Origin of the sequence: Hwanghaeella sp. 1Z406, from assembly GCF_048892425.1 — a bacterium.
GTDB lineage: Bacteria > Pseudomonadota > Alphaproteobacteria > UBA8366 > Aestuariispiraceae > Pacificispira.
The window spans coordinates 737,379-755,855 of the sequence record NZ_JBLZHU010000001.1; the positions used below are offsets into that span (position 1 = coordinate 737,379).

Below are 18,477 nucleotides of genomic sequence, written 5' to 3' on the forward strand. Positions count from 1 at the left end.
ATCCGTCATAATGTTACAGGCCCAGTAAACTTTCGTAGCAAACTAATGGACTATGGGATGATCGGCAATCGGCAGTCTTGCCAAGCCAGCATTGATCGCGTTCAGTGCCGCTATGAGCACAGATATCCCCAATCTGAATAATGAACATGCATTGCCAGCCCCCGATGTCTTGGCGGCGTCTGTAACACGCCGCAGTGCGTCAAATCTGTGGTTTGTCGGGCGCGCCCTGGTTTCTGAAAAGCGAATGCTGTTTGAGGCTGCTTATGCGACCATGCGGGTGATTGATGATTTTGTCGATGATGATTTTCTGGCGCGATCTGAAGAAGAAAGAATCCGGACGCGCTCTGCGGCCAGGGATCGGGTTGCAGCCTGGTTAACGGCCTCCGAAGCGGCGATTTCCGGTGCACCGGAAACATCGGGCATTCCTGCAATTGAGGCACAGCTATGCCGGGCCCTGCGACAGGCCGCACGAGGCGGAGATTTACCCTCAGATCCCTGGCATAATCTGGCGACAGCGATGCAGTTCGATGTGGACGAGAGGGCCTTAGACTCCTGGCAGGATTTTAAGACCTATTGCGAAGGGGCGACTGTCGCGCCTGCCGCTGTTTTTCTGTATGTCCTGCAAGCACGGATAGGGGCTGATGATACCATTCAGGCGGGCATCCCTGCCGATGTGCTGGCTGCGCAGGCCCGCGATATGGCGATCTTTTGTTATCTGGTTCACATCTTAAGGGATTTTGCGAAGGATTTTGCCAGGGGCGGGCAATTGGTCACGATACCCCAGGAATGCTTTGTCGCCCATAATCTGACACGCCAGCAGGTTTCTGCAGATCCAATGGCTGCCCTGCCGCTGTTACAGGATTTGGCCGCTCGGGCGCAGGAACATCGGGTCGCTGCACGCAGAATGGCTGACAATCTGAAGACCACATTGGGCGGTGTTGAGGCCCGTATTCTGGTGTCGCTGTTATCCATCTATGAACATCTGCATGACAGTTTGTTGCGGGATCCGTCGCCCCTGGTCGACAGAACGGGCCTGACGGCGCGCCTTAGGGATAAATTGATACAGAAATTGGGGATTGTTGGCTGATGCAGGATGGTCCACCAGACAGCGTGTCGGATTTAACCTATTGTGCGGATCTGGTGCGCGATGCGGATGCTGATCGATTTGCCACGGCGATGCTGTGTCCGACGCCGGGTCGGTGGCGGCTGCTTGCCCTTTATGCCTTTAACATCGAAGTCTCCAAGACCCGCGAAGCAGTGCGGGAACCGATGATTGGTGAAATCCGACTGCAATGGTGGCGTGATGCTGTTGCGGAATGCCGGGCAGGCAATCCAAGGCGCCATCAGGTCGTCCATCCACTGGCCACGGCAATGTTGGATAGTAACCTGCCCGAAGCCTGTTTTCTGGAAGTGATCGACGCACGGGCCCGTGACCTGGACGACTTCCCCCCGGTGGATGAGGAAAAACTGAAAGCCTATATCGAGGGATCAGGCGGCGCGCTTGGGGAATTGGCCTATCGCTGTGCCGTGCCCGAAGACGATTTGACGCCAATTGGGCTTCAGGCGGGGCGGGCCGCTGGTCGGGCCTGGGCCTGGATCGGTCTGGTGCGCGGTCTGCATGTTCATTCCGTGATGGGCCGCCATACCATTCCCGCAACCTGGCTGGCGCGCCATCCAGACCTATCGAAAGAGGTGGCGCTGGCACAAGTCGGGGCGGCGTCCAGGGCCTGGACGGAATGGCTGGTCAATCAGGCCCGCGCGGAATTCCCAACTGTCCATAAAGGGGCGGCCAGAACCGATAAATCAGGCCTGGCCGCCCTGGCCCCGGCGCGACTGGCAGCCGTGTATGCCAAACGGCTGCAGAAGGGCGGATATGATCCGTATCACCTGGAAATTAATACGCTGGGCCCGGCGCGGCGCGCATGGTCTTTGCTAGGCACCAGCCTGTTCGGTCGGGTGGTTTAGAGCATCATGCGCAAGCACGAGATGCTCTTAACCACTTTTATTTTCAGCACATAGATCGTCGCAAACGGTTCCATTTGCTCGGGACCTGCTATAACCACCCCGTCAGATCCTGTAAGGCACGGACGGAAATAGCGGCCTTGCGATCACGCCCGCGTTTGCGGGTTTTGCGGTGATCGTCCCCGTCCAGTCCTGGGAACAGACCGAAATTGACATTCATCGGCTGGAACGTCTCTGCCTGCGCACCGCCTGTAATATGCGACAGCAATGCCCCCAGCGCCGTTGTTACCGGGGGTGGGGTTACGGTTTGGCCCAATCGTTCCTCTGCCGCGAACCGACCGGCCAGAAGGCCGATACTGGCGGATTCAACATATCCTTCCACCCCGGTGATTTGACCGGCAAACCGGATCGTCGGGCGCGCCTTTAGCCGCAACAGCGGGTCCAACAGTCTGGGGCTGTTTAAGAAGGTATTGCGATGAATGCCGCCCAATCTGGCGAATTCGGCATTTTCCAACCCCGGAATAGCCCGAAAGATATCCGCCTGAGCACCATATTTCAGTTTTGTCTGGAATCCGACCATATTGTACAGCGTGCCCAGCTTGTTGTCCTGGCGCAGCTGAACCACCGCATGGGCGCGGGTTCCGGTCTTTGGATTGGTCAGCCCGACGGGTTTCATCGGGCCAAATCTCAGCGTTTCACGACCGCGTTCCGCCATCACTTCGATGGGCAGGCAGGCCTCGAAATACGGCGTATCCTTCTCCCATTCCTTGAACTCGGTCTTGTCGCCCGCCAGCAGCCTATCGATGAAGTCATTGTATTGATCTTCTGTCATCGGACAGTTGATGTAATCCTGTCCGTCGCCTTTGTCATAGCGCGACTGGAACCAGGCCTTGTCAAAATCGATGCTGTCGCGGTGAATGATGGGCGCAATCGCATCAAAGAATGCCAATTGCGCCTCTCCCGTCACCGATAGGATTGATTGCGTCAGGGCAGAGGAGGTCAGCGGACCCGTGGCCGCAATCACGCTGTCATAGTCACTTGGATCGGGAAGGGCATTTATCTCACCCCGCGCGATGGTAACTAGGGGATGGTTTTCCAGGGCCTGGGTGACGCGTCTGGAAAAATCATCGCGGTCTACCGCCAGCGCGCCCCCGGCAGGAACCTTTGCCAGATCGCCCATTTGCAGGATCAGGGATCCGGCACGGCGCATCTCCTCATGCAACAGACCGACGGCATTGCCCTCTGGATCATCAGAGCGGAAGGAGTTTGAACAGACCAGTTCCGCCAGGCCATCGGTTTGATGCGCGGCGGTCTTGGCGGTCGGGCGCATTTCCTGCAGCGTGACAGGGACCCCGCGTTGGGCCAATTGCCAGGCGGCCTCGCTGCCAGCAAGGCCACCACCAATTACAAGAACCGGGCGAAGTGTTGACGTCATAGCGGCGATCCAAATGTCAGAGTTTCGAGTCTCATAGGCTCAACGGGCCTGATTGCCCCTGTAATGTCAGAAAATTTCGCCTGCGAAAACCGTCTTTGCGGAAACGATTTGTTCGGGCCCGCCTGATCAGGAAGATTGACGTCGCCTGACGTGTGACTAGCTTCATGATTTATGCTGCAATACCCGCATCTCATTTCCTCCGAAATCTATCGCGCGTCCCGCTATGGGGCGAAGCATCCTTTGTCGATTCCAAGGGTTTCACTGGCGGTTGATCTTATCAAGGCAATGGGATGGTTCCCGGAGGATCGCTTTGTTGAAGGGCCAATCGCAACGCCGGAGCAGTTACATCGATTTCATGATCCGGATTATGTCGCGGCGTTGCTGCGGGCTGAAGAGGGGAATCTGACGGAGGCGGAAAAGGATCGCTGGAACATCGGGCGCAACGGTAACCCGATCTATCCGGAAGTTTTTCGCAGGCCTGCAACCGCGGCCGGATCCTCCATTCTGGCGGCACACATGGTTCGCGACGGGGGGACGGTCCACAGTCCGGCAGGCGGCACCCATCATGGCCGCCGGGATCGCGCCAGCGGCTTTTGCTTCTTAAATGATCCGGTTCTGGGAATCCTGACCTTACTGGATGCTGGTATTGCGCCTGTGGTTTATGTCGATCTGGACGCCCATCATGGTGATGGGGTGGAAATCGCATTCCAGCATGATCCAAGGGTTACCACCCTATCGATCCACGAGGCGGGGCGTTGGCCGCGCACCGGCGGGTTGCATCACGATCTGGGGCCAACGGTGATCAATTTTCCCGTAGAACCCGGCTTTCAGGATGACGAATTCTATTACATTCTGGAAACAGCCATCCTGCCGATCGTCCAGAATGTTGAGCCCGCTGCGATTGTTATCCAATGTGGCGTTGATGGGTTGGCGGATGACCCCATGTCCAAATTGTCATTGTCCAATAATGTCTATCCGGTAGCGGTTTCCGCATTGATGCGACTGGCCCCACGGCACATTGTGCTGGGCGGCGGTGGCTACAATCCCTTTGCCGTCGCGCGGGCCTGGACCTTGATCTGGGCTGCCATCGATGGGCGGGACGGGACGGAAATGGAGCTTCCCCAAGCAGCACGGAATGTCCTGAAGGGTGTGCACTGGCGGCACAGCCTGGCTAAATCACCACCGGCCAGATGGTTTGATCAATTGATCGACCCGCCAAATACAGGATCCATTCGTGACAGCATTCGGGAAACTGTTCGGGCGGTTCTGAATGCGACAGGCTGACACGCAGCGGATCTAGCTCTTTCCCCGTGATGCATTTCGCGGTAATTGAAATGCATCATGTTTCGAAGATTTTTTCTATACGCGGCGCTGAGCCTTGGCCTTTTGGGCGCGATACCGGGTGTCGCCCCCGCGCAGGATATGACGTTTCCGGTCAGTCCCCTGACGATTGTGACGTCAGATGGCGCAAAACATGAATTTGCGGTTGAGGTTGCGTCAGATCATGCACAGCGGGCCCGGGGCCTGATGTTTCGCGATAAACTGGCCGCAGATCACGGTATGCTGTTTGATTACAAACGCGATATCCAGGCCAGCATGTGGATGAAGAACACGCTTATTCCCCTGGATATGCTGTTTATTGATCGAACTGGCATTGTGAAAAACCTGAAAGAACGCGCCAGACCGCATTCCCTGGACCCGATATCCGCGAAAGGCTTCGTGCGGGGCGTTTTGGAACTGCCGGGCGGCACTGTATCGCGATTGGGCATAAAACCAGGGGATAGGGTTTTACATCCCATTTTTAGCACCCCCTGACAGTCAATTCATGTACCGACCCTTGCATATTGTCTGACTGCTGTAATTTGAGGGTGATTTCGATAGAAACACTAGATGTTGGGCGCGAATACGGGTAATAAGACATAGATAGCGGTTTTGATGGGATGCGTCTGGGCATGAGGGCATGAAATGGTGAAATACAGCAAGGCGATTACTTTTGCGACGATAATGGTCGGCGCGCTGGGGCTGGCGGGATGCAAGGTTAATCCCAAAGAGGCCCGGTATTATCCAAAAATCGCAGGCAATACGTATGAACTGCAGAACGAGCTGGGCATTGTGTTGCCTGAGGCGGAACGGATCAACATATCCTACGAATTTACCCAATCTGAGGATGGCGATAGCTATATCGACGCGCCGGGTATGTTTTCAGGGCCGGTCTGGTGGTACGAAGAACGCTCTGCGGAAATGCCGGAACAGTTCCTTGCCATTCATCTATTGACGCGCGATGACAGTTTTGAGGAATCCTCGGGCACTTTGGTGAAATTGTCTCGCAGCAGCTATAATGCGCAAGTGTTCTGCCTGGACACGACCAAGGGTGACATTCCGCCAGAAATTCAGGTCTATATCGACAGCCTGCTCGATCTTGGTCGCCCCGTTTCGACAGATTTGTATGTTCGTCGTTTTATGAACCGGGTTGAGCAGGAAGGGAACCGGCGGACGGATGTAATTTATATCCGCGATGTTGTGCGTTTGGGGTATACCTGTGAAAGCCTGGGGGATGTCGTATCGCCCAGCAATGATCGGGAAGGCATCGTTAACATGTTGCGCACCGATTCTCAGGCCGCCTTCGAAGTCATGAGCTGATTTTCCTACAATTCTGTGAAACAAATCATTTCTTGCGCCCTGCACTGGACGGATCGGTTTGCGCCCGGTATGGTCAGGGGCGATCTGTTGCTTTGGGGCAACACAGACTTAATTCACTGTCTGACGTCAATGCGAACTGGGCTTTTTAGAAAGCTCAAGGGGAAATGATACCCATAGGGTTCCTGTCGTATAATCCAGACGTACGGTCGTGGCGCTGACTTTTCGCGCCCCAAGAAAAAACAACTGAGATTGAGAGGGTATAATGAACGCGTATGACTCTGTTCCTGTCGGAAATGATACTGATCTGGGAATAGGCCGGCGTATTACGGATGCACGGGAAACGCTGGGCTGGACCCAGGAAGACTTGGCCCACCGGATGGGGGTCACAGTCGACACCATTACCGGATGGGAATCCGAAGAACGGGATCCCCGATCCAACCGTATTATCACATTGGCGGGTATTCTGGGTGTCAGCGCCCATTGGCTGTTGGATGGCAGTGCGGAATTCGCACCAGACGATTCTACAAATCCGGCTGCGGCGGCGCGGGCGCAACTGCAATCCGTCCGCATGAAAATTAACGAATTGTCTCAATTGGTCTCTGATATCGAGGCGCAACTGGATCAACTGTAAGGCAATTCCGCCATCTGGCGGCGTCGCGGTCAGATGAAATCATTCTGATTGAAAAAAATGGTGAAAAGAAATTGACTTATATGATGCGCGGTTTTATCAACCGGCATCGCTGATCCCGAGTAGCTCAGTGGTAGAGCAATCGGCTGTTAACCGATCGGTCGTTCGTTCGAATCGAACCTCGGGAGCCAATAAAAAGGGCCGCTTCTTCGGAAGCGGCCCTTTCCTTTTTTGTGCTGTAAGAAATTTTCAGGATTCACTATCTTTATCGGCCCGTTAAAAATCTGAACGGCCAAAAGGTTGTCCCATTCAGAAGAACTACCGCCCTAGCTTTTCTCGTATTTTTTCTTCAAATGTTGGAAGAGTTGTCGGGATGCCCGCAGTTAAACCCTCTACAGCCCGTTCCAGTGTGGTGAACCGAACTTCTTCCACAACGATATTTGGATAAATGGAACCATCCGTTTCTGAGAACGAGACTATAAACCAGATTATGTCACTGTTTGTTACATGTTGAGCATGATCCATTTCGCCCAGAGAGTTAAAAAATGGGCGATCAACCACTACAGCCATCTTTTTTCCCCAGCGACGAAGAGTGGGAACTTTTATTTGAAGTTGTGGCATTAGTCGTTTGGGGCCAGAACTCCGGAAATCTGGTCTTCGATTGGTCCCTGGCATTGGAACATCAGAACCTTGGTGCGATTGTATGTTCTTAAAATCTTTGCTTATTGCGCCGCCAGAGAAATACACAGCTTGCAGCTCAACGGCGCACCAGTTGAAATGATGATCCGTACTGTCAACAAGTACCATATCTATTCTACCAACGTCCTCACTTTGAGATAATTCGTTGTCACTATTAGATTCTGACGGACGAATAAGGAATGGAATTTCTTTTGCAATTTTAGCATTTTCATTTCCCAACAAGACTTCACCTATTTTCCTGAAAACTAATCCATTTTGGTAAAATCTAATCGGACATGTCGCGGTAATTGCTCCAAAGCTTTGTTTATCCATTTTTTGGGTGAAACTTCTTATCGAGCAAACCCCTCCTTTTTTTCCGCATAGTATTGAGGGTTTCCCCTTACGTATTGGCGCAAGTTCCTGGTAACTTTTAAGGTGTGGGCAATCGGGTTGCTCAGTAAGACCTAATAATTGTTTGCGGCGCTCATTTGATACAGTGACAAAACTTTCTCCATATAGTTCTGCGATACCATATGAAGAGCCTGTCTTTACTTTAGATTTCATTATCACTTATACCGTTTAAACAGAGGAACGATTCAATCCGATTATGCTGCCGCATTACCAAGATGATGATTCTGACGCGTAACTTTGATAACGTCACTGTTGGTCGCCAACAAAGCTTCAGCAACTCGTCTTCCTAAGAGCGGGGGAACGGCATTGCCAACTTGAACATACTGATCTGTCCTGGAACCTTGAAACTCAAACCAGTCAGGAAAACTTTGGAGCCTCGCAGCTTCTCTTACTGTGATCGCGCGATTTTGAATGGGGTGTATATATGCACCCCAATGTATGTCACACTTTGTTAAAATGGTGCATGAAAGCCCATCAGTCTTCATTCTTCCGTATCGCTTGGTGTGATCGCTACGCTTTGCTCTTTTCATTCCATTCGGCAAGAGCTCAAAAGGTATGTCACGCCATGAACCACCTTGGGGAATATGACGTATGCGTTCTAGATTAATTGAGCCGAGTTTTGGCGCAACATGGTTATATACCTTGGAGCAATCGCCACGAAGATAACGTTGATACCATGATTTAGAATCGCAAGCATAATTGACATTATCGGGTATATTACCATTCTCAACGAAAGGTAAATCCCCGATGGCATCCCAAATATTTGTGAAGGGAATTAATTCTAATCCATGTGTTTTGATTGGAAAATTAATAGGCATTCCTGTCTTAGTTCCAATAAAAAAGATGCGTCGTCGTTCTTGCGGTACCCCATACTCTTCTGCCTTAAGGACCGCGTGGTTCATGGTATAACCAAGTCGATTAAATTCTGATTTTATAGTTTCTACTATGGCACCATTGGCGATTGATGATATCCCTGTAACATTCTCCATCACGACCCAGTTTGGTTGAGTGCCTTCAACAATGCGAAGATATTCACGGAAAAGATTTGCTCGTTCATCGTGCATGCCTCTTTGGTGATTGTAGACTGAGTAGGCCTGGCATGGCGGCCCACCAATCAATACATCAAGCTCCCCTGGAGAAAGACCTGCAGCATTCATTAAAGCTTGGGCGGATATCGATTGTATGGGACCCAGCAAGAACTTTGCATCAGAATGGGTGATGGAATAAGTTTTTCCAGCATTTTCATCAATGTCATTGCCTGCAAGAATATGAAAACCAGCTTGCCGAAAACCTTCGGAAAGACCACCCGCACCGCAGAAAAGGTCGATGGCAGTTTTTTTCATATGTTTCTCCATGGCTCGGAAATTTTGAATTAGATATCGTAGTCCTTAATGCCAAACAATAGAACATAAAATGAACTATTTGCAAGAGCCATACGCAGTACCGTCTTTTGATTAAATTCGTAGGGTTGAGCAAAATTGCCTTATTCAGGCTGTTTCTCGTATCGCATTTACTGTTAAGAATAATCTCGATTCTAATAAATACTGCAATAAAAAGGGCCGCTTCTTCGGAAGCGGCCCTTTCCTTTTTCAGGCTTAGCGGTGGCTTATTCTGCGGCCATGCGGGGTACTGCGACACCGGCAACCTTACCGACACCTTCGGCATAGCTGGGATCGATCTTTGCCAGATGCCCCAGGGCCCTTTGCACGATGGCTTCTGGCACACCGGCCATGGATCCGCCCATTGCCTGATACAGGCGGTCCTTCTGACCGGCATCAAACAGATTATACAGGGCGCGGACCTGGCTATAGTCGTCATTGCCTTCGCGGTGATTAAATCGATCCGCATCGCCCGATATTTTCAAAGGGGGTTCACGATATCCTTCCTCCTGTTTCGGCCCGTTGAAGCTGTTGGGCTCGTAATAAGCATCCGGGTTAGGGGAGGGCGGATTGAAATTCATCGTGCCATCCTTGTGATAGGTGTGAACCGGACATTTCGGGCGATTCACCGGCAGGGATTCATAGTGCGTTCCCAAACGATACCGGTGCGCATCCGCATAGGAAAAGATGCGTGCCTGTAGAACCTTATCGGGGGAGAAACCGATGCCCGGAACGATGTTGGACGGAGAATAGGCCGCGTTTTCAATTTCCTGGAAGTAATTTTCAGGATTGCGGTTCAATTCCAGAACGCCAACTTCGATCAAGGGGAAGTCGCCATGTGGCCAGACTTTCGTCAGGTCGAACGGATTAAACGGGGTCTTTTCCGCATCCATCTCCGGCATCACCTGAATATACAGTTTCCACTGTGGGAAGTCGCCTTTTTCAATCGTCCCATACAGGGCTTCCTGATAAGTCTCTCGGCTGCGACCAATCTCAGCGGTGGATTCCGCATCCGTGAAATGCTTATGGCCCTGCTGGGTCTTGAAGTGGAACTTCACCCAGAACCGTTCCCCCTGAGCATTGATCATGGAATAGGTATGGCTGCCATAGCCATTCATGAACATCGGTGCCTTTGGAATCCCCCGATCCGACATCAGGATGGTGACCTGGTGCAGGGATTCGGGGCTTTGTGACCAGTAATCCCACATCGCCGTGGCAGAGCGCAGATTGGTCTTGGGGTGGCGCTTTTGCGTATGGATGAAGTCCGGGAACTTGTATGGGTCGCGGATGAAGAAAACCGGCGTGTTATTGCCGACCATGTCCCAGTTGCCCTCTTCTGTATAGAATTTCAGCGAGAAGCCGCGCACATCGCGTTCCGCATCCGCGGCACCAGCTTCCCCTGCAACGGTAGAGAAGCGAGAGATAATTCCGGTTTGCTTGCCGATCTCAGAAAACAGCTTTGCGCGGGTATAGCGCGTGATGTCATGGGTCACGGTGAAGGTTCCATGCGCGCCCCAGCCTTTGGCGTGGACAGTCCGCTCAGGAATGCGCTCGCGGTTCTGGTGCGCCAGCTTTTCAATCAACTGATAGTCTTGCATCAGAACCGGTCCGCGTGGCCCTGCCGTCTGACTGTTCTGATTATCCGCGATCGGATTGCCAGCGGTCGTTGTCATGACCGGGCATTGTCCTTTACTCGCCTTGTTCGTCATTGTCGCAGTCTCCTTTTATTGGTTTGGGATAGCGTTTGCCTCTATCCGATATGGGGACGATACGGGAAATAAAACCATCTGTTAAATTGATTGTTTTTATGATATCGATAGATAAAATCTATTATTGGAAAATCAATGAATCTTCGAGACCTGACATATTTTTGCGCCGTTGCGGAGACCCGCCATTTTGGCAGGGCCGCCGAGCACTGTCACATCAGCCAGCCGACATTGTCCTCGCAGATCAAGAAACTGGAGGATGAGCTGGGGGTTACATTGTTTGAACGCAGCAACAAATCCGTGCGATTAACTGCAGTTGGACAGGAAATCCTGTTGATCGCGCATCGTGTTCAGGAAGGGGCTGCAGATATACGCAGGACTGCTATGGCACATAGTGACCCGCTGGCTGGCAAGATCAAACTGGGGATCATTCCCACCATTGCCCCGATGATCATCCCCAGCCTGTTGGCGATGACGGGCCGCAAATTCCCGGCACTGCACCTGTCCTTTGTGGAGGATATGACAGACCCCCTGGAAGATATGCTGAGGTCCGGCGCATTGGATGCGGCCATTCTGGCAACCGATCCGATGCATTCCACGCTTGTGGATATTCCGCTGTATGATGAACCATTCTGGGCGGCTTTCCCAAAAGGGCATCGCCTGGAGCAAAAGTCGGAACTGGTAGCGGTGGATATCGACCCGCAGGAATTGCTGTTGTTAAGTGAGGGGCATTGTTTTCGCGATCAAGCGCTTAGCGTTTGCAGGCATGCCGTGTCGCAGAATGCGGCGCAGGCCGATACGCGCGCCACAAGTATGGAAACGATCCTGAATCTTGTTGCGGCTGGCGCAGGCGTCACCCTGATACCCGCCCTGGCCACGCAGGGGGGACGCCTTGCAGAAACAGGTGTGTTGGCGCGCCCCTTTTCGAAGACCAGAGGCGGGGAAGGGGCATCGCGCCGGGTTCGTCTGGTGTTTCGGCGCACAAGCCCCCGCCTGCAGCTTATGCATGCCTTATCCGATGCGATCACAGACGACATGTCGCCCCTTGTTCATGCGGTGCCAAAAGAAGAATAGACCTGTGACACAGATTCTTAAGCAAGGCGAATTCTAGGCTTTCGCATTGCGGCAAAGTCAGCAATTTTAAGGCATGATGCGAGACCGGGTATCGACCTTTCTATTCTTAGGCATTGCCGTTTTCACGGTGATGGGTGAACTGACAGAAATTGGCTGGTTCCGGGATACGGCTGTTGCATCTGTGCTGTTGCTTCTGATTCTGGAATTTACACGCATCCCCTTGATACAGAAAAGTGTTGGGGTCGTGTTGATTCTGGGCGGTTTAATCACTGCCGCATATACCGATGACATGCTGGGCACGCTCTATACGGGAATTGTGCGGGCCTTGCCTTTCCTGCTGTTATTCGCCTCTGTTGCATGGTTGCAGGAACCGTCTTCCCAAAGTCCGTCCCTGTTGGCTGTGCGCGAAATGGTCATGCGTCAGGGTCCAGGTAAGCGGTTTGCCTGGGTAATGGTGGTCGCGCATTTTCTGGGTGTCGCCTTTAATTTGGCCGGATTGTCGCTGTTGACGCCCATGGTTTCCAAAGGGGCAGCGGCGCGCCTGCAAAAGCGATTAAGCCGGGCGATGATTCAGGGTTTCGCTGCAGGCACATGCTGGTCGCCCTTATATGTCGGAACGGCGGTTATCATTGCTTCTGTTCCTGGGGTTAACTGGCTGGAGGTGGGACCAACTGGATTTGCAATCGCCATGGCCATGCTGGTGTGGAGTTGGATCGTGGATCGACTGTTTTCACGCCCGAAACAACCGCAATTAGTCCCGACCCCGATTGCCCTGGATCCGCCGGATCATCCCATGACCGGCCTGGTTTGGTTCAAACTGGCGATGATTCTGATCACGCTGTTTGGCTGCATCATTGGATTGGTTGAAGGATTGGGATGGTCCATTCCCATCGCATTGGCGGTTACTGCGCCGCTTTATGCGATGATCTGGGCCTTCTTTATCGGGCGCAGCGGCACTGGGTCAGGCCTGTTGGGTACGGCCCGGCATGTGTTTCGGGGATTGCCCGGCTTGCGCGGGGAAACCATCCTGTTTACCGGTGCCAATCTGTTGGGGGTCGGCGTGGCGGCCTTGATACCCGACGGATCCGCCGGTTCCGTCATGGCCGATTGGGCCATTCCTTCTGAAATCATCCTGCTGGCGATTATGGTGGGGTATGCGGTTGCCAGCGCGGTCGGCCTGCATCCGGTGGTCACAGTGGTGCTGGTAACAACGATCCTGACGCCAACAGTGATTGGTGTTCCGCCCGCCTTGTTGGCACTGTCCTTGATGGTGATGTGGGGGCAGGGCACGAATGTTTCCCCATTCTCTGCGACCAATCTGTATATGGCGCGGGTGACGGGGCAAAGTGCCTGGGTCACGGCGTGGCGCTGGAACCTGCCCTTTGTCGTTTCATCGACCCTGTTACTGGCAGGGACGATGATCGTGTTGCTAGATAGCGGTTGGGGACTGTAAGGGGGCCGAGGACGGCTACAGGATTGGCAGTGTCGGGCTGGCGCGGCGGGTCAGGTATTCTGGACCGGAGTCGCGGATAACGATGTTCTCCTCATGCACCATGACCAATCCCGGCGCAAAGGTCATGCCGGGTTCCAGGGTCATCACCATATTGGGTTTCAGCACCGTCTGATCCTGAGGCGTGTTTGACGGCCATTCGGTCAGTTGCATGCCCAATCCATGGCCCAGGCGTCCAACATCGTTGCCCAGGGCCCCGGCCTTTGTCATCACATCCTGCATGGCGTGAAATAAATCAGCGCAGGTTGCCCCGACCTTTGCTGCGGCAAAACCGGCTTCTGTTGCGGCATAAACGGTTTCATAAGCCCGCTTTGCGTCATCGCTGGCATGACCAAAGGCATAATTTCGGTCAAAGTCACAGAAATAGCCGTCAAACAGGCAGCCGGTATCCAGGATCAGGACATCGCCTTGTGTAATGCGCCGTTCACGCGGCGGGGAGATAATGTCGCCATAGCCGCCCTGGCCGGCACCCCCGACCAAATAGGATACGTCATCCACACCCTGTTCCAGGCATTTGATTTTGAAGGTACGGAAAACCTCAATCTCACTCATCCCCGTATGGATAAAGTTTGGCAGGTCTTCAAACACATCTGAGACCAGATCACAGATATGGATGATCTTGGTGATCTCAGCGTCCGATTTCACCATGCGCAGGTCGCGCAGAATCGCACTGCAATCGCGTGTGGCGATGCCGGGCAACAGCGTCATCATGCGGCGATAGTCTGATACCGGCATGCGCAGATGGGTCTCCGGCCCTTCGGATATTCCCAGAACGCCGCCTGTGCCCAGGACCTCTTGCAATGTTTCCACCAGCAGGCTGATGCCTTCATCATGGGGCTGTGGGGATGACCATGTGCGGATGTCTTCAATCCAGGTGCGCCCCATACAGGCCGCCCCGATGGTCGGGATCACCGCAATGGGTTTCCCGCTGGCGGGAACGACCAGGAACCAGGGGCGGGTGGGGCTCTGCCAGAATTGCGTCAGATAGCCACTGAAATAGCGCAGTTCGACTTCTGTCGTCAGCAGCAATGCGTCAATGCCAGCATCGGCCATGCGATCCTGTGCGCGTCTGGTGCGCTGTTCGAATTCCTGGGCCGGGAAACCGCGCGCTGGCGCCTCAGCCATGCCAGGGCTCCATCAAGGCATTATCACTGTCGGAATGCTTGTCTATAATGGTTTTATAGATCGCAGGGTCCGTTGCACCTTCACAGCCAAACACCAGAACAGTACTGTCTGGTCCTAAAGCCAGCCGGTCGCGCAGATCTTTTCGGCTGGCCATGCCGATTGCGCCCAGCAGCCCGGGGACAGCCGATTCGCCTGCAATGATTTCGCCCCCGCCTGCCGCACCCGATGCCAACAGGCGCATGGCCGGGCCAATGCCGTCCTCTCCGATGGTGATGAAATCACTGGCCCCTTGCGACAGGATATCCCAGGCCAACAGCGAAACCTCGCCGCAAGACAATCCCGCCATGATCGTTTCTTCCGTGATCTCAACGGTCATGGGTTTGTCCTGTCGCGCGCTTTCCAGGACACAGGCAGCGCGGGTTGGTTCTACAATGATGACTTTGGGCTTATCTGCCCCCATGCTTTGCCAGAACCGGGCGCAGATCGCTGCGGCCAGCCCGCCAACGCCTGCCTGCAGAAAAACATGGCTGGGCCGCGTATCCTCCAATTGCTGAAGAATTTCAGTCGCCATAACGCTGTAGCCCGCCATAACGTGGCGCGGTAAATTCATATAGCCGGGATAAGATGTGTCAGACACGATGAACCAATGATTGGATTTCGCTTCTTCGGCGCACACCTTCAACGACTCGTCATAATCGCCGGAAATGCGGATAACCTCAGCGCCAAAGGCTTCCATAGCCTGTTTTCGTCCCTCGCTGACGCCTGCATGGATATAGATGCGACAGGCACATCCGGCCATTTGGGCACCCCATGCGACGGAGCGCCCGTGATTTCCATCTGTCGCGGTGACAACCGTTAATTCTGATAGAGCGGACCTGTGTTGACCGGCGCGGATTTCAGACAGTGTGACTTTTTTCCCGGTTTTCGCCTCAATCTGTGTCGCAGCCAACCGTAAAACGGTATAGGCCCCGCCCAGCGCCTTGAAACTGCCCAGGCCAAGCCGCGTGCTTTCGTCTTTATAATACAGCGCCCCAATGGACAGGGATGTCGCCAAAGTGTCTAAATTACGCAGTGGGGTTGGTTGATAGGCGGGCCAGGATGATATTTCGGCATAAGCCGCCTTTGCCATGGCGGGTGACAGAATCTCGTTCAGGGTTTCCGGGTAGGGGCCTGACTGTGTCTCACGCCCAAAATGGTCCACAACAATATCTGAATTTTGCATACACTTCGGACCCCAACTGATTGCGTGGTGGGTACCGTGATACGCACAGGACGGCCCTGTCAAGGCAAAGGGGCTGATTTATTTGGAAGATTTGGAGGCGCGGAGCGGAATCGAACCGCTGTAAACGGATTTGCAATCCGGTGTATCACCACTCTACCACCGCGCCTCATCGATCTTGCACGACATCCGCATGCAAGATCTGAGCGGGTCTATAACCCTACCGGGATAGCTGGTCAATATCGGCGGTGAGCAAAGTGGTCGCATCTTCCATTTTCATGCCCCTGGGGCCGTTGCCAATAATGCGTTTGGCTTTTATAAGGAACGCTTAAGCCATCAGCACTATCAGGATCGGGGAATTGCTATGGATTTCGCCCTCGCGCGCCGGAATATGGTTGAATCCCAATTGCGCACCAACAAGGTGACCGGGACCAAACTTATACAGGCGCTGCATCGAATCCCACGGGAACGGTTTGTTCCGATCGCCAAACGTCATCGGTCGTATTTCGATGAAAGCATCGAAGTCGCAAAGAATCGCTGGCTGATGCCGCCGATGCCCCTGGCGCGTCTTATCCAGGAATCCTATCCGCAGGATACCGACAATGTCATGGTGATCGGTGCGGGCATGGGGTATTCATCTGCCTTGTATGGGGCGCTTACCCGGTCGGTTTTTGCGGTGGAAAACGATCCTGATCTGGTCGAAGAAATGGGCGGCGCGCTGACGGATTTGGCGTTGGATAATGTTGTCGCTGTCGAGGCCTCTTTGGCGGATGGATATCCAAAGGAAGGTCCCTATGACATCATTCTGATGACGGGCATGATTGAATATGCGCCCCAGACTTTGCTGGATCAGTTGAACGAAGGCGGGCGTCTGATGGCGGTTGTCGGGGCACCGGGCGATATCGGGCGCGCAACCTTGTTTGGCAAGAAGAACGGCATGACCTCCACACGGGTGCTGTTTGATGCGACAATAAAGCCTTTACCGGGTTTTGCGCGAACTCCCGCTTTTGTTTTTTGAACGACTCCGGTAGGACTTTTGGGTGGTGGTGTTTTTTCCTGATTTTTTAGGGTGTTTTTTCTAGAAGGAACCCTAAATTAAGCCAGCGGATCGAATCCCCAAGTACAGGTATACGTGTTTTAGAGAGGCCCATGGGCATGACAATGATTTCCCTGAAGCGTGTTTTGATGTCGGCGGTTGCTGCGTCGGTCATGACATTTGGAACCCTGGCAGGTCCACAAATCGCGATGGCGCAGTCGCTGGAAGATGCTTTGGAGGAAGCCTACCGATCGAACCCCACGCTTCAGGCGCGGCGTGCTCAATTGCGGGCGACGGATGAATCGGTCCCACAGGCAAAGGCCGGATGGCGGCCCACGGTTGAATTAATTGGCGATATCAACGCGCTGCGGACCAAAAGCACGTCGCGCGTGACCTCTACAGATTCTTCGCGGTTCACGTCGGGCATTGAATTGCAGGTAACCCAGAACGTTTATAATGGTGGCGGGACCAAGGCGGCCGTCGAAGGGGCCAAGGCAGATGTATTAGCCCAGCGGGCCGATCTTTTTGCGGTCGAACAATCGGTTCTGTTGCAAGGTGTTACCGCCTATATGAACGTTTTGCGGGATGAGGCCGTCGTTGAGTTGAACAATCAGAACGTGTCGCGGTTGGAACGTCAGTTGGAAGCAACGCAGGATCGATATGATGCCGGTGTCGCCACGCTGACGGATTCAGCGCAGGCGGAATCGCGTCTGGCGCGCTCCCGGTCTGATTTGTCCGCCGCCCGGGGGGATTTGGAAGTCAGCCGGTCTGTTTTCGAAGAAGTGATCGGAATTGCCCCAACGAACCTGTTCCGCCCGATCCTGATGCCCGATTTGCCCGAAGGGCGTGATGCGGCAAAGAATATGGCGATATCAAATAATCCGGCTGTATTGACGGCGTTGTATAATCGGCGCGCGGCCTTGCACAGCATCGATCAGGAATATGCCGACCTTTTGCCGTCGGTTGATATCATCGGTGCGGCAGGCAAGGACTGGGACAAGGCCTCCGATGGGTCCCGCGCGACGACAGCGCAACTTACCGCCCGCTTAACGGTGCCAATCTATCAGCAGGGTTTCGCGACCAGCCAGGTGCGTCAGTCCAAGATGACGGCAGGACAGACCCTTATGCAGATTGAGGAAGCCCGTCGCGACGTATCAGAACAAGCCATCAGCGCCTGGGAAACCTATCAGTCCGTCGTTTCCACGATTGTCGCGATTCGCGAAGAAGTGCGGGCAGCGGAAATCGCCCTGGATGGTGTGCAACAGGAAGAACTGGTCGGGCAGCGCACGGTGCTGGACGTTTTGGACGCGGAGCAGGAAGTTCTGGATGCGAAGGTCAGTCTGGAACGGGCTCAGCGTGATGAAACGGTCGCCCGTTTTGAATTGATCGCAGCAATTGGCGCCCTGACAGCGCAGGATCTGGGCCTGGATGTTCCTGTTTATGACCCCAGCAGCCATTACGATGACGTGAAGGATGCATTCTGGGGCGTTGGTGAGGACGTGGAACGCATTCCCAGCGATACTGACGCCATGCAGGTGGAACCGTAAGACTGTTTCGCTTGATTGCGCTTTCCCCTATGCCATTGAAGACTTGCGGAATCTGTAGAGACTCAGGCAGTCTGTGACAAATCGCGTCCCTGTATTTTAAGGTGACGCGGCGGGAATCAGCCTATGC

At 53.8% G+C, this 18,477-nt stretch carries 16 protein-coding genes and 2 tRNA genes; 11 read left to right on the forward strand and 7 right to left on the reverse strand.

The features are described from left to right. Positions 1 to 112 precede the first annotated feature (112 nt). Complete coding sequence (locus tag ACOSDR_RS03430) at positions 113 to 1,087, forward strand: squalene/phytoene synthase family protein (protein ID WP_420730370.1); 975 nt, start codon at positions 113 to 115, stop codon at positions 1,085 to 1,087. Beyond that, a complete protein-coding gene (locus tag ACOSDR_RS03435; protein WP_420730371.1) occupies positions 1,087 to 1,965 on the forward strand; it encodes a phytoene/squalene synthase family protein in 879 nt (292 codons plus the stop codon). The genes ACOSDR_RS03430 and ACOSDR_RS03435 overlap by 1 nt, the downstream gene beginning before the upstream one ends. 88 nt (positions 1,966 to 2,053) lie before the next feature. Here ACOSDR_RS03435 and trmFO read toward each other — a convergent pair whose 3' ends face one another. Further along, complete coding sequence (trmFO, locus tag ACOSDR_RS03440; RefSeq protein WP_420730372.1) at positions 2,054 to 3,397, reverse strand: methylenetetrahydrofolate--tRNA-(uracil(54)-C(5))-methyltransferase (FADH(2)-oxidizing) TrmFO; 1,344 nt, start codon at positions 3,395 to 3,397, stop codon at positions 2,054 to 2,056. Positions 3,398 to 3,568: 171 nt separating this feature from the next. Between trmFO and ACOSDR_RS03445 the strand changes: the two genes are divergently transcribed. The 5 genes from ACOSDR_RS03445 to ACOSDR_RS03465 all read left to right on the forward strand — a co-directional run bounded on the left by ACOSDR_RS03445 (position 3,569) and on the right by ACOSDR_RS03465 (position 6,856). Beyond that, entirely contained in the window at positions 3,569 to 4,681 is a 1,113-nt protein-coding gene (locus ACOSDR_RS03445; RefSeq protein ID WP_420730373.1) for an acetoin utilization protein AcuC, read from the forward strand. A gap of 57 nt (positions 4,682 to 4,738) precedes the next feature. Next, positions 4,739 to 5,212 (forward strand): DUF192 domain-containing protein, encoded by a 474-nt coding sequence (locus tag ACOSDR_RS03450; protein WP_420730374.1) that lies wholly within the window; start codon positions 4,739 to 4,741, stop codon positions 5,210 to 5,212. A gap of 150 nt (positions 5,213 to 5,362) precedes the next feature. Further along, positions 5,363 to 6,037, forward strand: coding sequence for a hypothetical protein (locus ACOSDR_RS03455; RefSeq protein ID WP_420724278.1), 675 nt, complete (start codon positions 5,363 to 5,365; stop codon positions 6,035 to 6,037). Positions 6,038 to 6,299: 262 nt separating this feature from the next. Next, positions 6,300 to 6,668 (forward strand): helix-turn-helix domain-containing protein, encoded by a 369-nt coding sequence (locus ACOSDR_RS03460; RefSeq protein WP_420730375.1) that lies wholly within the window; start codon positions 6,300 to 6,302, stop codon positions 6,666 to 6,668. A 113-nt stretch (positions 6,669 to 6,781) separates the two neighbouring features. Next, positions 6,782 to 6,856: transfer RNA gene (locus tag ACOSDR_RS03465), tRNA-Asn, on the forward strand. A 127-nt stretch (positions 6,857 to 6,983) separates the two neighbouring features. On the opposite strand, the gene ACOSDR_RS03470 is transcribed toward ACOSDR_RS03465, so the two are convergent. The 3 genes from ACOSDR_RS03470 to ACOSDR_RS03480 all read right to left on the reverse strand — a co-directional run bounded on the left by ACOSDR_RS03470 (position 6,984) and on the right by ACOSDR_RS03480 (position 10,842). Beyond that, positions 6,984 to 7,907, reverse strand: a complete 924-nt coding sequence (locus ACOSDR_RS03470) for a NotI family restriction endonuclease (protein ID WP_420724276.1) — start codon at positions 7,905 to 7,907, stop codon at positions 6,984 to 6,986. 41 nt (positions 7,908 to 7,948) lie between these two features. Continuing rightward, positions 7,949 to 9,097, reverse strand: a complete 1,149-nt coding sequence (locus tag ACOSDR_RS03475) for a DNA cytosine methyltransferase (protein WP_420724275.1) — start codon at positions 9,095 to 9,097, stop codon at positions 7,949 to 7,951. A 263-nt stretch (positions 9,098 to 9,360) separates the two neighbouring features. Next, on the reverse strand, positions 9,361 to 10,842 hold the full coding sequence (locus tag ACOSDR_RS03480; RefSeq protein ID WP_420724274.1) for a catalase: 1,482 nt from the start codon (positions 10,840 to 10,842) through the stop codon (positions 9,361 to 9,363). Between the two features lie 135 nt (positions 10,843 to 10,977). Between ACOSDR_RS03480 and ACOSDR_RS03485 the strand changes: the two genes are divergently transcribed. Both ACOSDR_RS03485 and ACOSDR_RS03490 read left to right on the forward strand, forming a co-directional pair. Next, positions 10,978 to 11,913: a LysR substrate-binding domain-containing protein gene (locus ACOSDR_RS03485; protein ID WP_420724273.1), complete on the forward strand. Its 936-nt coding sequence runs from the start codon at positions 10,978 to 10,980 to the stop codon at positions 11,911 to 11,913. Positions 11,914 to 11,986: 73 nt separating this feature from the next. Then, positions 11,987 to 13,366, forward strand: a complete 1,380-nt coding sequence (locus tag ACOSDR_RS03490) for a hypothetical protein (RefSeq protein ID WP_420724272.1) — start codon at positions 11,987 to 11,989, stop codon at positions 13,364 to 13,366. A 15-nt stretch (positions 13,367 to 13,381) separates the two neighbouring features. On the opposite strand, the gene ACOSDR_RS03495 is transcribed toward ACOSDR_RS03490, so the two are convergent. The 3 genes from ACOSDR_RS03495 to ACOSDR_RS03505 all read right to left on the reverse strand — a co-directional run bounded on the left by ACOSDR_RS03495 (position 13,382) and on the right by ACOSDR_RS03505 (position 15,936). Then, positions 13,382 to 14,548 (reverse strand): M24 family metallopeptidase, encoded by a 1,167-nt coding sequence (locus ACOSDR_RS03495; protein ID WP_420730376.1) that lies wholly within the window; start codon positions 14,546 to 14,548, stop codon positions 13,382 to 13,384. Then, a complete protein-coding gene (locus ACOSDR_RS03500) occupies positions 14,541 to 15,770 on the reverse strand; it encodes a diaminopropionate ammonia-lyase (RefSeq protein ID WP_420724270.1) in 1,230 nt (409 codons plus the stop codon). Before ACOSDR_RS03500 ends, ACOSDR_RS03495 begins: the two co-directional genes overlap by 8 nt. A gap of 92 nt (positions 15,771 to 15,862) precedes the next feature. After that, positions 15,863 to 15,936: transfer RNA gene (locus tag ACOSDR_RS03505), tRNA-Cys, on the reverse strand. Between the two features lie 195 nt (positions 15,937 to 16,131). Between ACOSDR_RS03505 and ACOSDR_RS03510 the strand changes: the two genes are divergently transcribed. Together ACOSDR_RS03510 and ACOSDR_RS03515 are read left to right on the forward strand one after the other, a co-directional pair. Next, positions 16,132 to 16,785, forward strand: a complete 654-nt coding sequence (locus ACOSDR_RS03510) for a protein-L-isoaspartate O-methyltransferase family protein (RefSeq protein WP_420730377.1) — start codon at positions 16,132 to 16,134, stop codon at positions 16,783 to 16,785. A 137-nt stretch (positions 16,786 to 16,922) separates the two neighbouring features. Beyond that, on the forward strand, positions 16,923 to 18,350 hold the full coding sequence (locus ACOSDR_RS03515; RefSeq protein WP_420730378.1) for a TolC family outer membrane protein: 1,428 nt from the start codon (positions 16,923 to 16,925) through the stop codon (positions 18,348 to 18,350). Positions 18,351 to 18,477 lie beyond the last annotated feature (127 nt).

What these genes read in the sequence shown, in the direction of transcription:
- ACOSDR_RS03430 (WP_420730370.1), top strand. Translation starts at nt 113, where the DNA reads ATGAGCACAGATATCCCCAATCTGAATAATGAACATGCATTGCCAGCC.
- ACOSDR_RS03435 (WP_420730371.1), top strand. Translation starts at nt 1,087, where the DNA reads ATGCAGGATGGTCCACCAGACAGCGTGTCGGATTTAACCTATTGTGCG.
- trmFO (WP_420730372.1), bottom strand. Translation starts at nt 3,397, where the DNA reads ATGACGTCAACACTTCGCCCGGTTCTTGTAATTGGTGGTGGCCTTGCT.
- ACOSDR_RS03445 (WP_420730373.1), top strand. Translation starts at nt 3,569, where the DNA reads ATGCTGCAATACCCGCATCTCATTTCCTCCGAAATCTATCGCGCGTCC.
- ACOSDR_RS03450 (WP_420730374.1), top strand. Translation starts at nt 4,739, where the DNA reads ATGTTTCGAAGATTTTTTCTATACGCGGCGCTGAGCCTTGGCCTTTTG.
- ACOSDR_RS03455 (WP_420724278.1), top strand. Translation starts at nt 5,363, where the DNA reads ATGGTGAAATACAGCAAGGCGATTACTTTTGCGACGATAATGGTCGGC.
- ACOSDR_RS03460 (WP_420730375.1), top strand. Translation starts at nt 6,300, where the DNA reads ATGAACGCGTATGACTCTGTTCCTGTCGGAAATGATACTGATCTGGGA.
- ACOSDR_RS03470 (WP_420724276.1), bottom strand. Translation starts at nt 7,907, where the DNA reads ATGAAATCTAAAGTAAAGACAGGCTCTTCATATGGTATCGCAGAACTA.
- ACOSDR_RS03475 (WP_420724275.1), bottom strand. Translation starts at nt 9,097, where the DNA reads ATGAAAAAAACTGCCATCGACCTTTTCTGCGGTGCGGGTGGTCTTTCC.
- ACOSDR_RS03480 (WP_420724274.1), bottom strand. Translation starts at nt 10,842, where the DNA reads ATGACGAACAAGGCGAGTAAAGGACAATGCCCGGTCATGACAACGACC.
- ACOSDR_RS03485 (WP_420724273.1), top strand. Translation starts at nt 10,978, where the DNA reads ATGAATCTTCGAGACCTGACATATTTTTGCGCCGTTGCGGAGACCCGC.
- ACOSDR_RS03490 (WP_420724272.1), top strand. Translation starts at nt 11,987, where the DNA reads ATGATGCGAGACCGGGTATCGACCTTTCTATTCTTAGGCATTGCCGTT.
- ACOSDR_RS03495 (WP_420730376.1), bottom strand. Translation starts at nt 14,548, where the DNA reads ATGGCTGAGGCGCCAGCGCGCGGTTTCCCGGCCCAGGAATTCGAACAG.
- ACOSDR_RS03500 (WP_420724270.1), bottom strand. Translation starts at nt 15,770, where the DNA reads ATGCAAAATTCAGATATTGTTGTGGACCATTTTGGGCGTGAGACACAG.
- ACOSDR_RS03510 (WP_420730377.1), top strand. Translation starts at nt 16,132, where the DNA reads ATGGATTTCGCCCTCGCGCGCCGGAATATGGTTGAATCCCAATTGCGC.
- ACOSDR_RS03515 (WP_420730378.1), top strand. Translation starts at nt 16,923, where the DNA reads ATGACAATGATTTCCCTGAAGCGTGTTTTGATGTCGGCGGTTGCTGCG.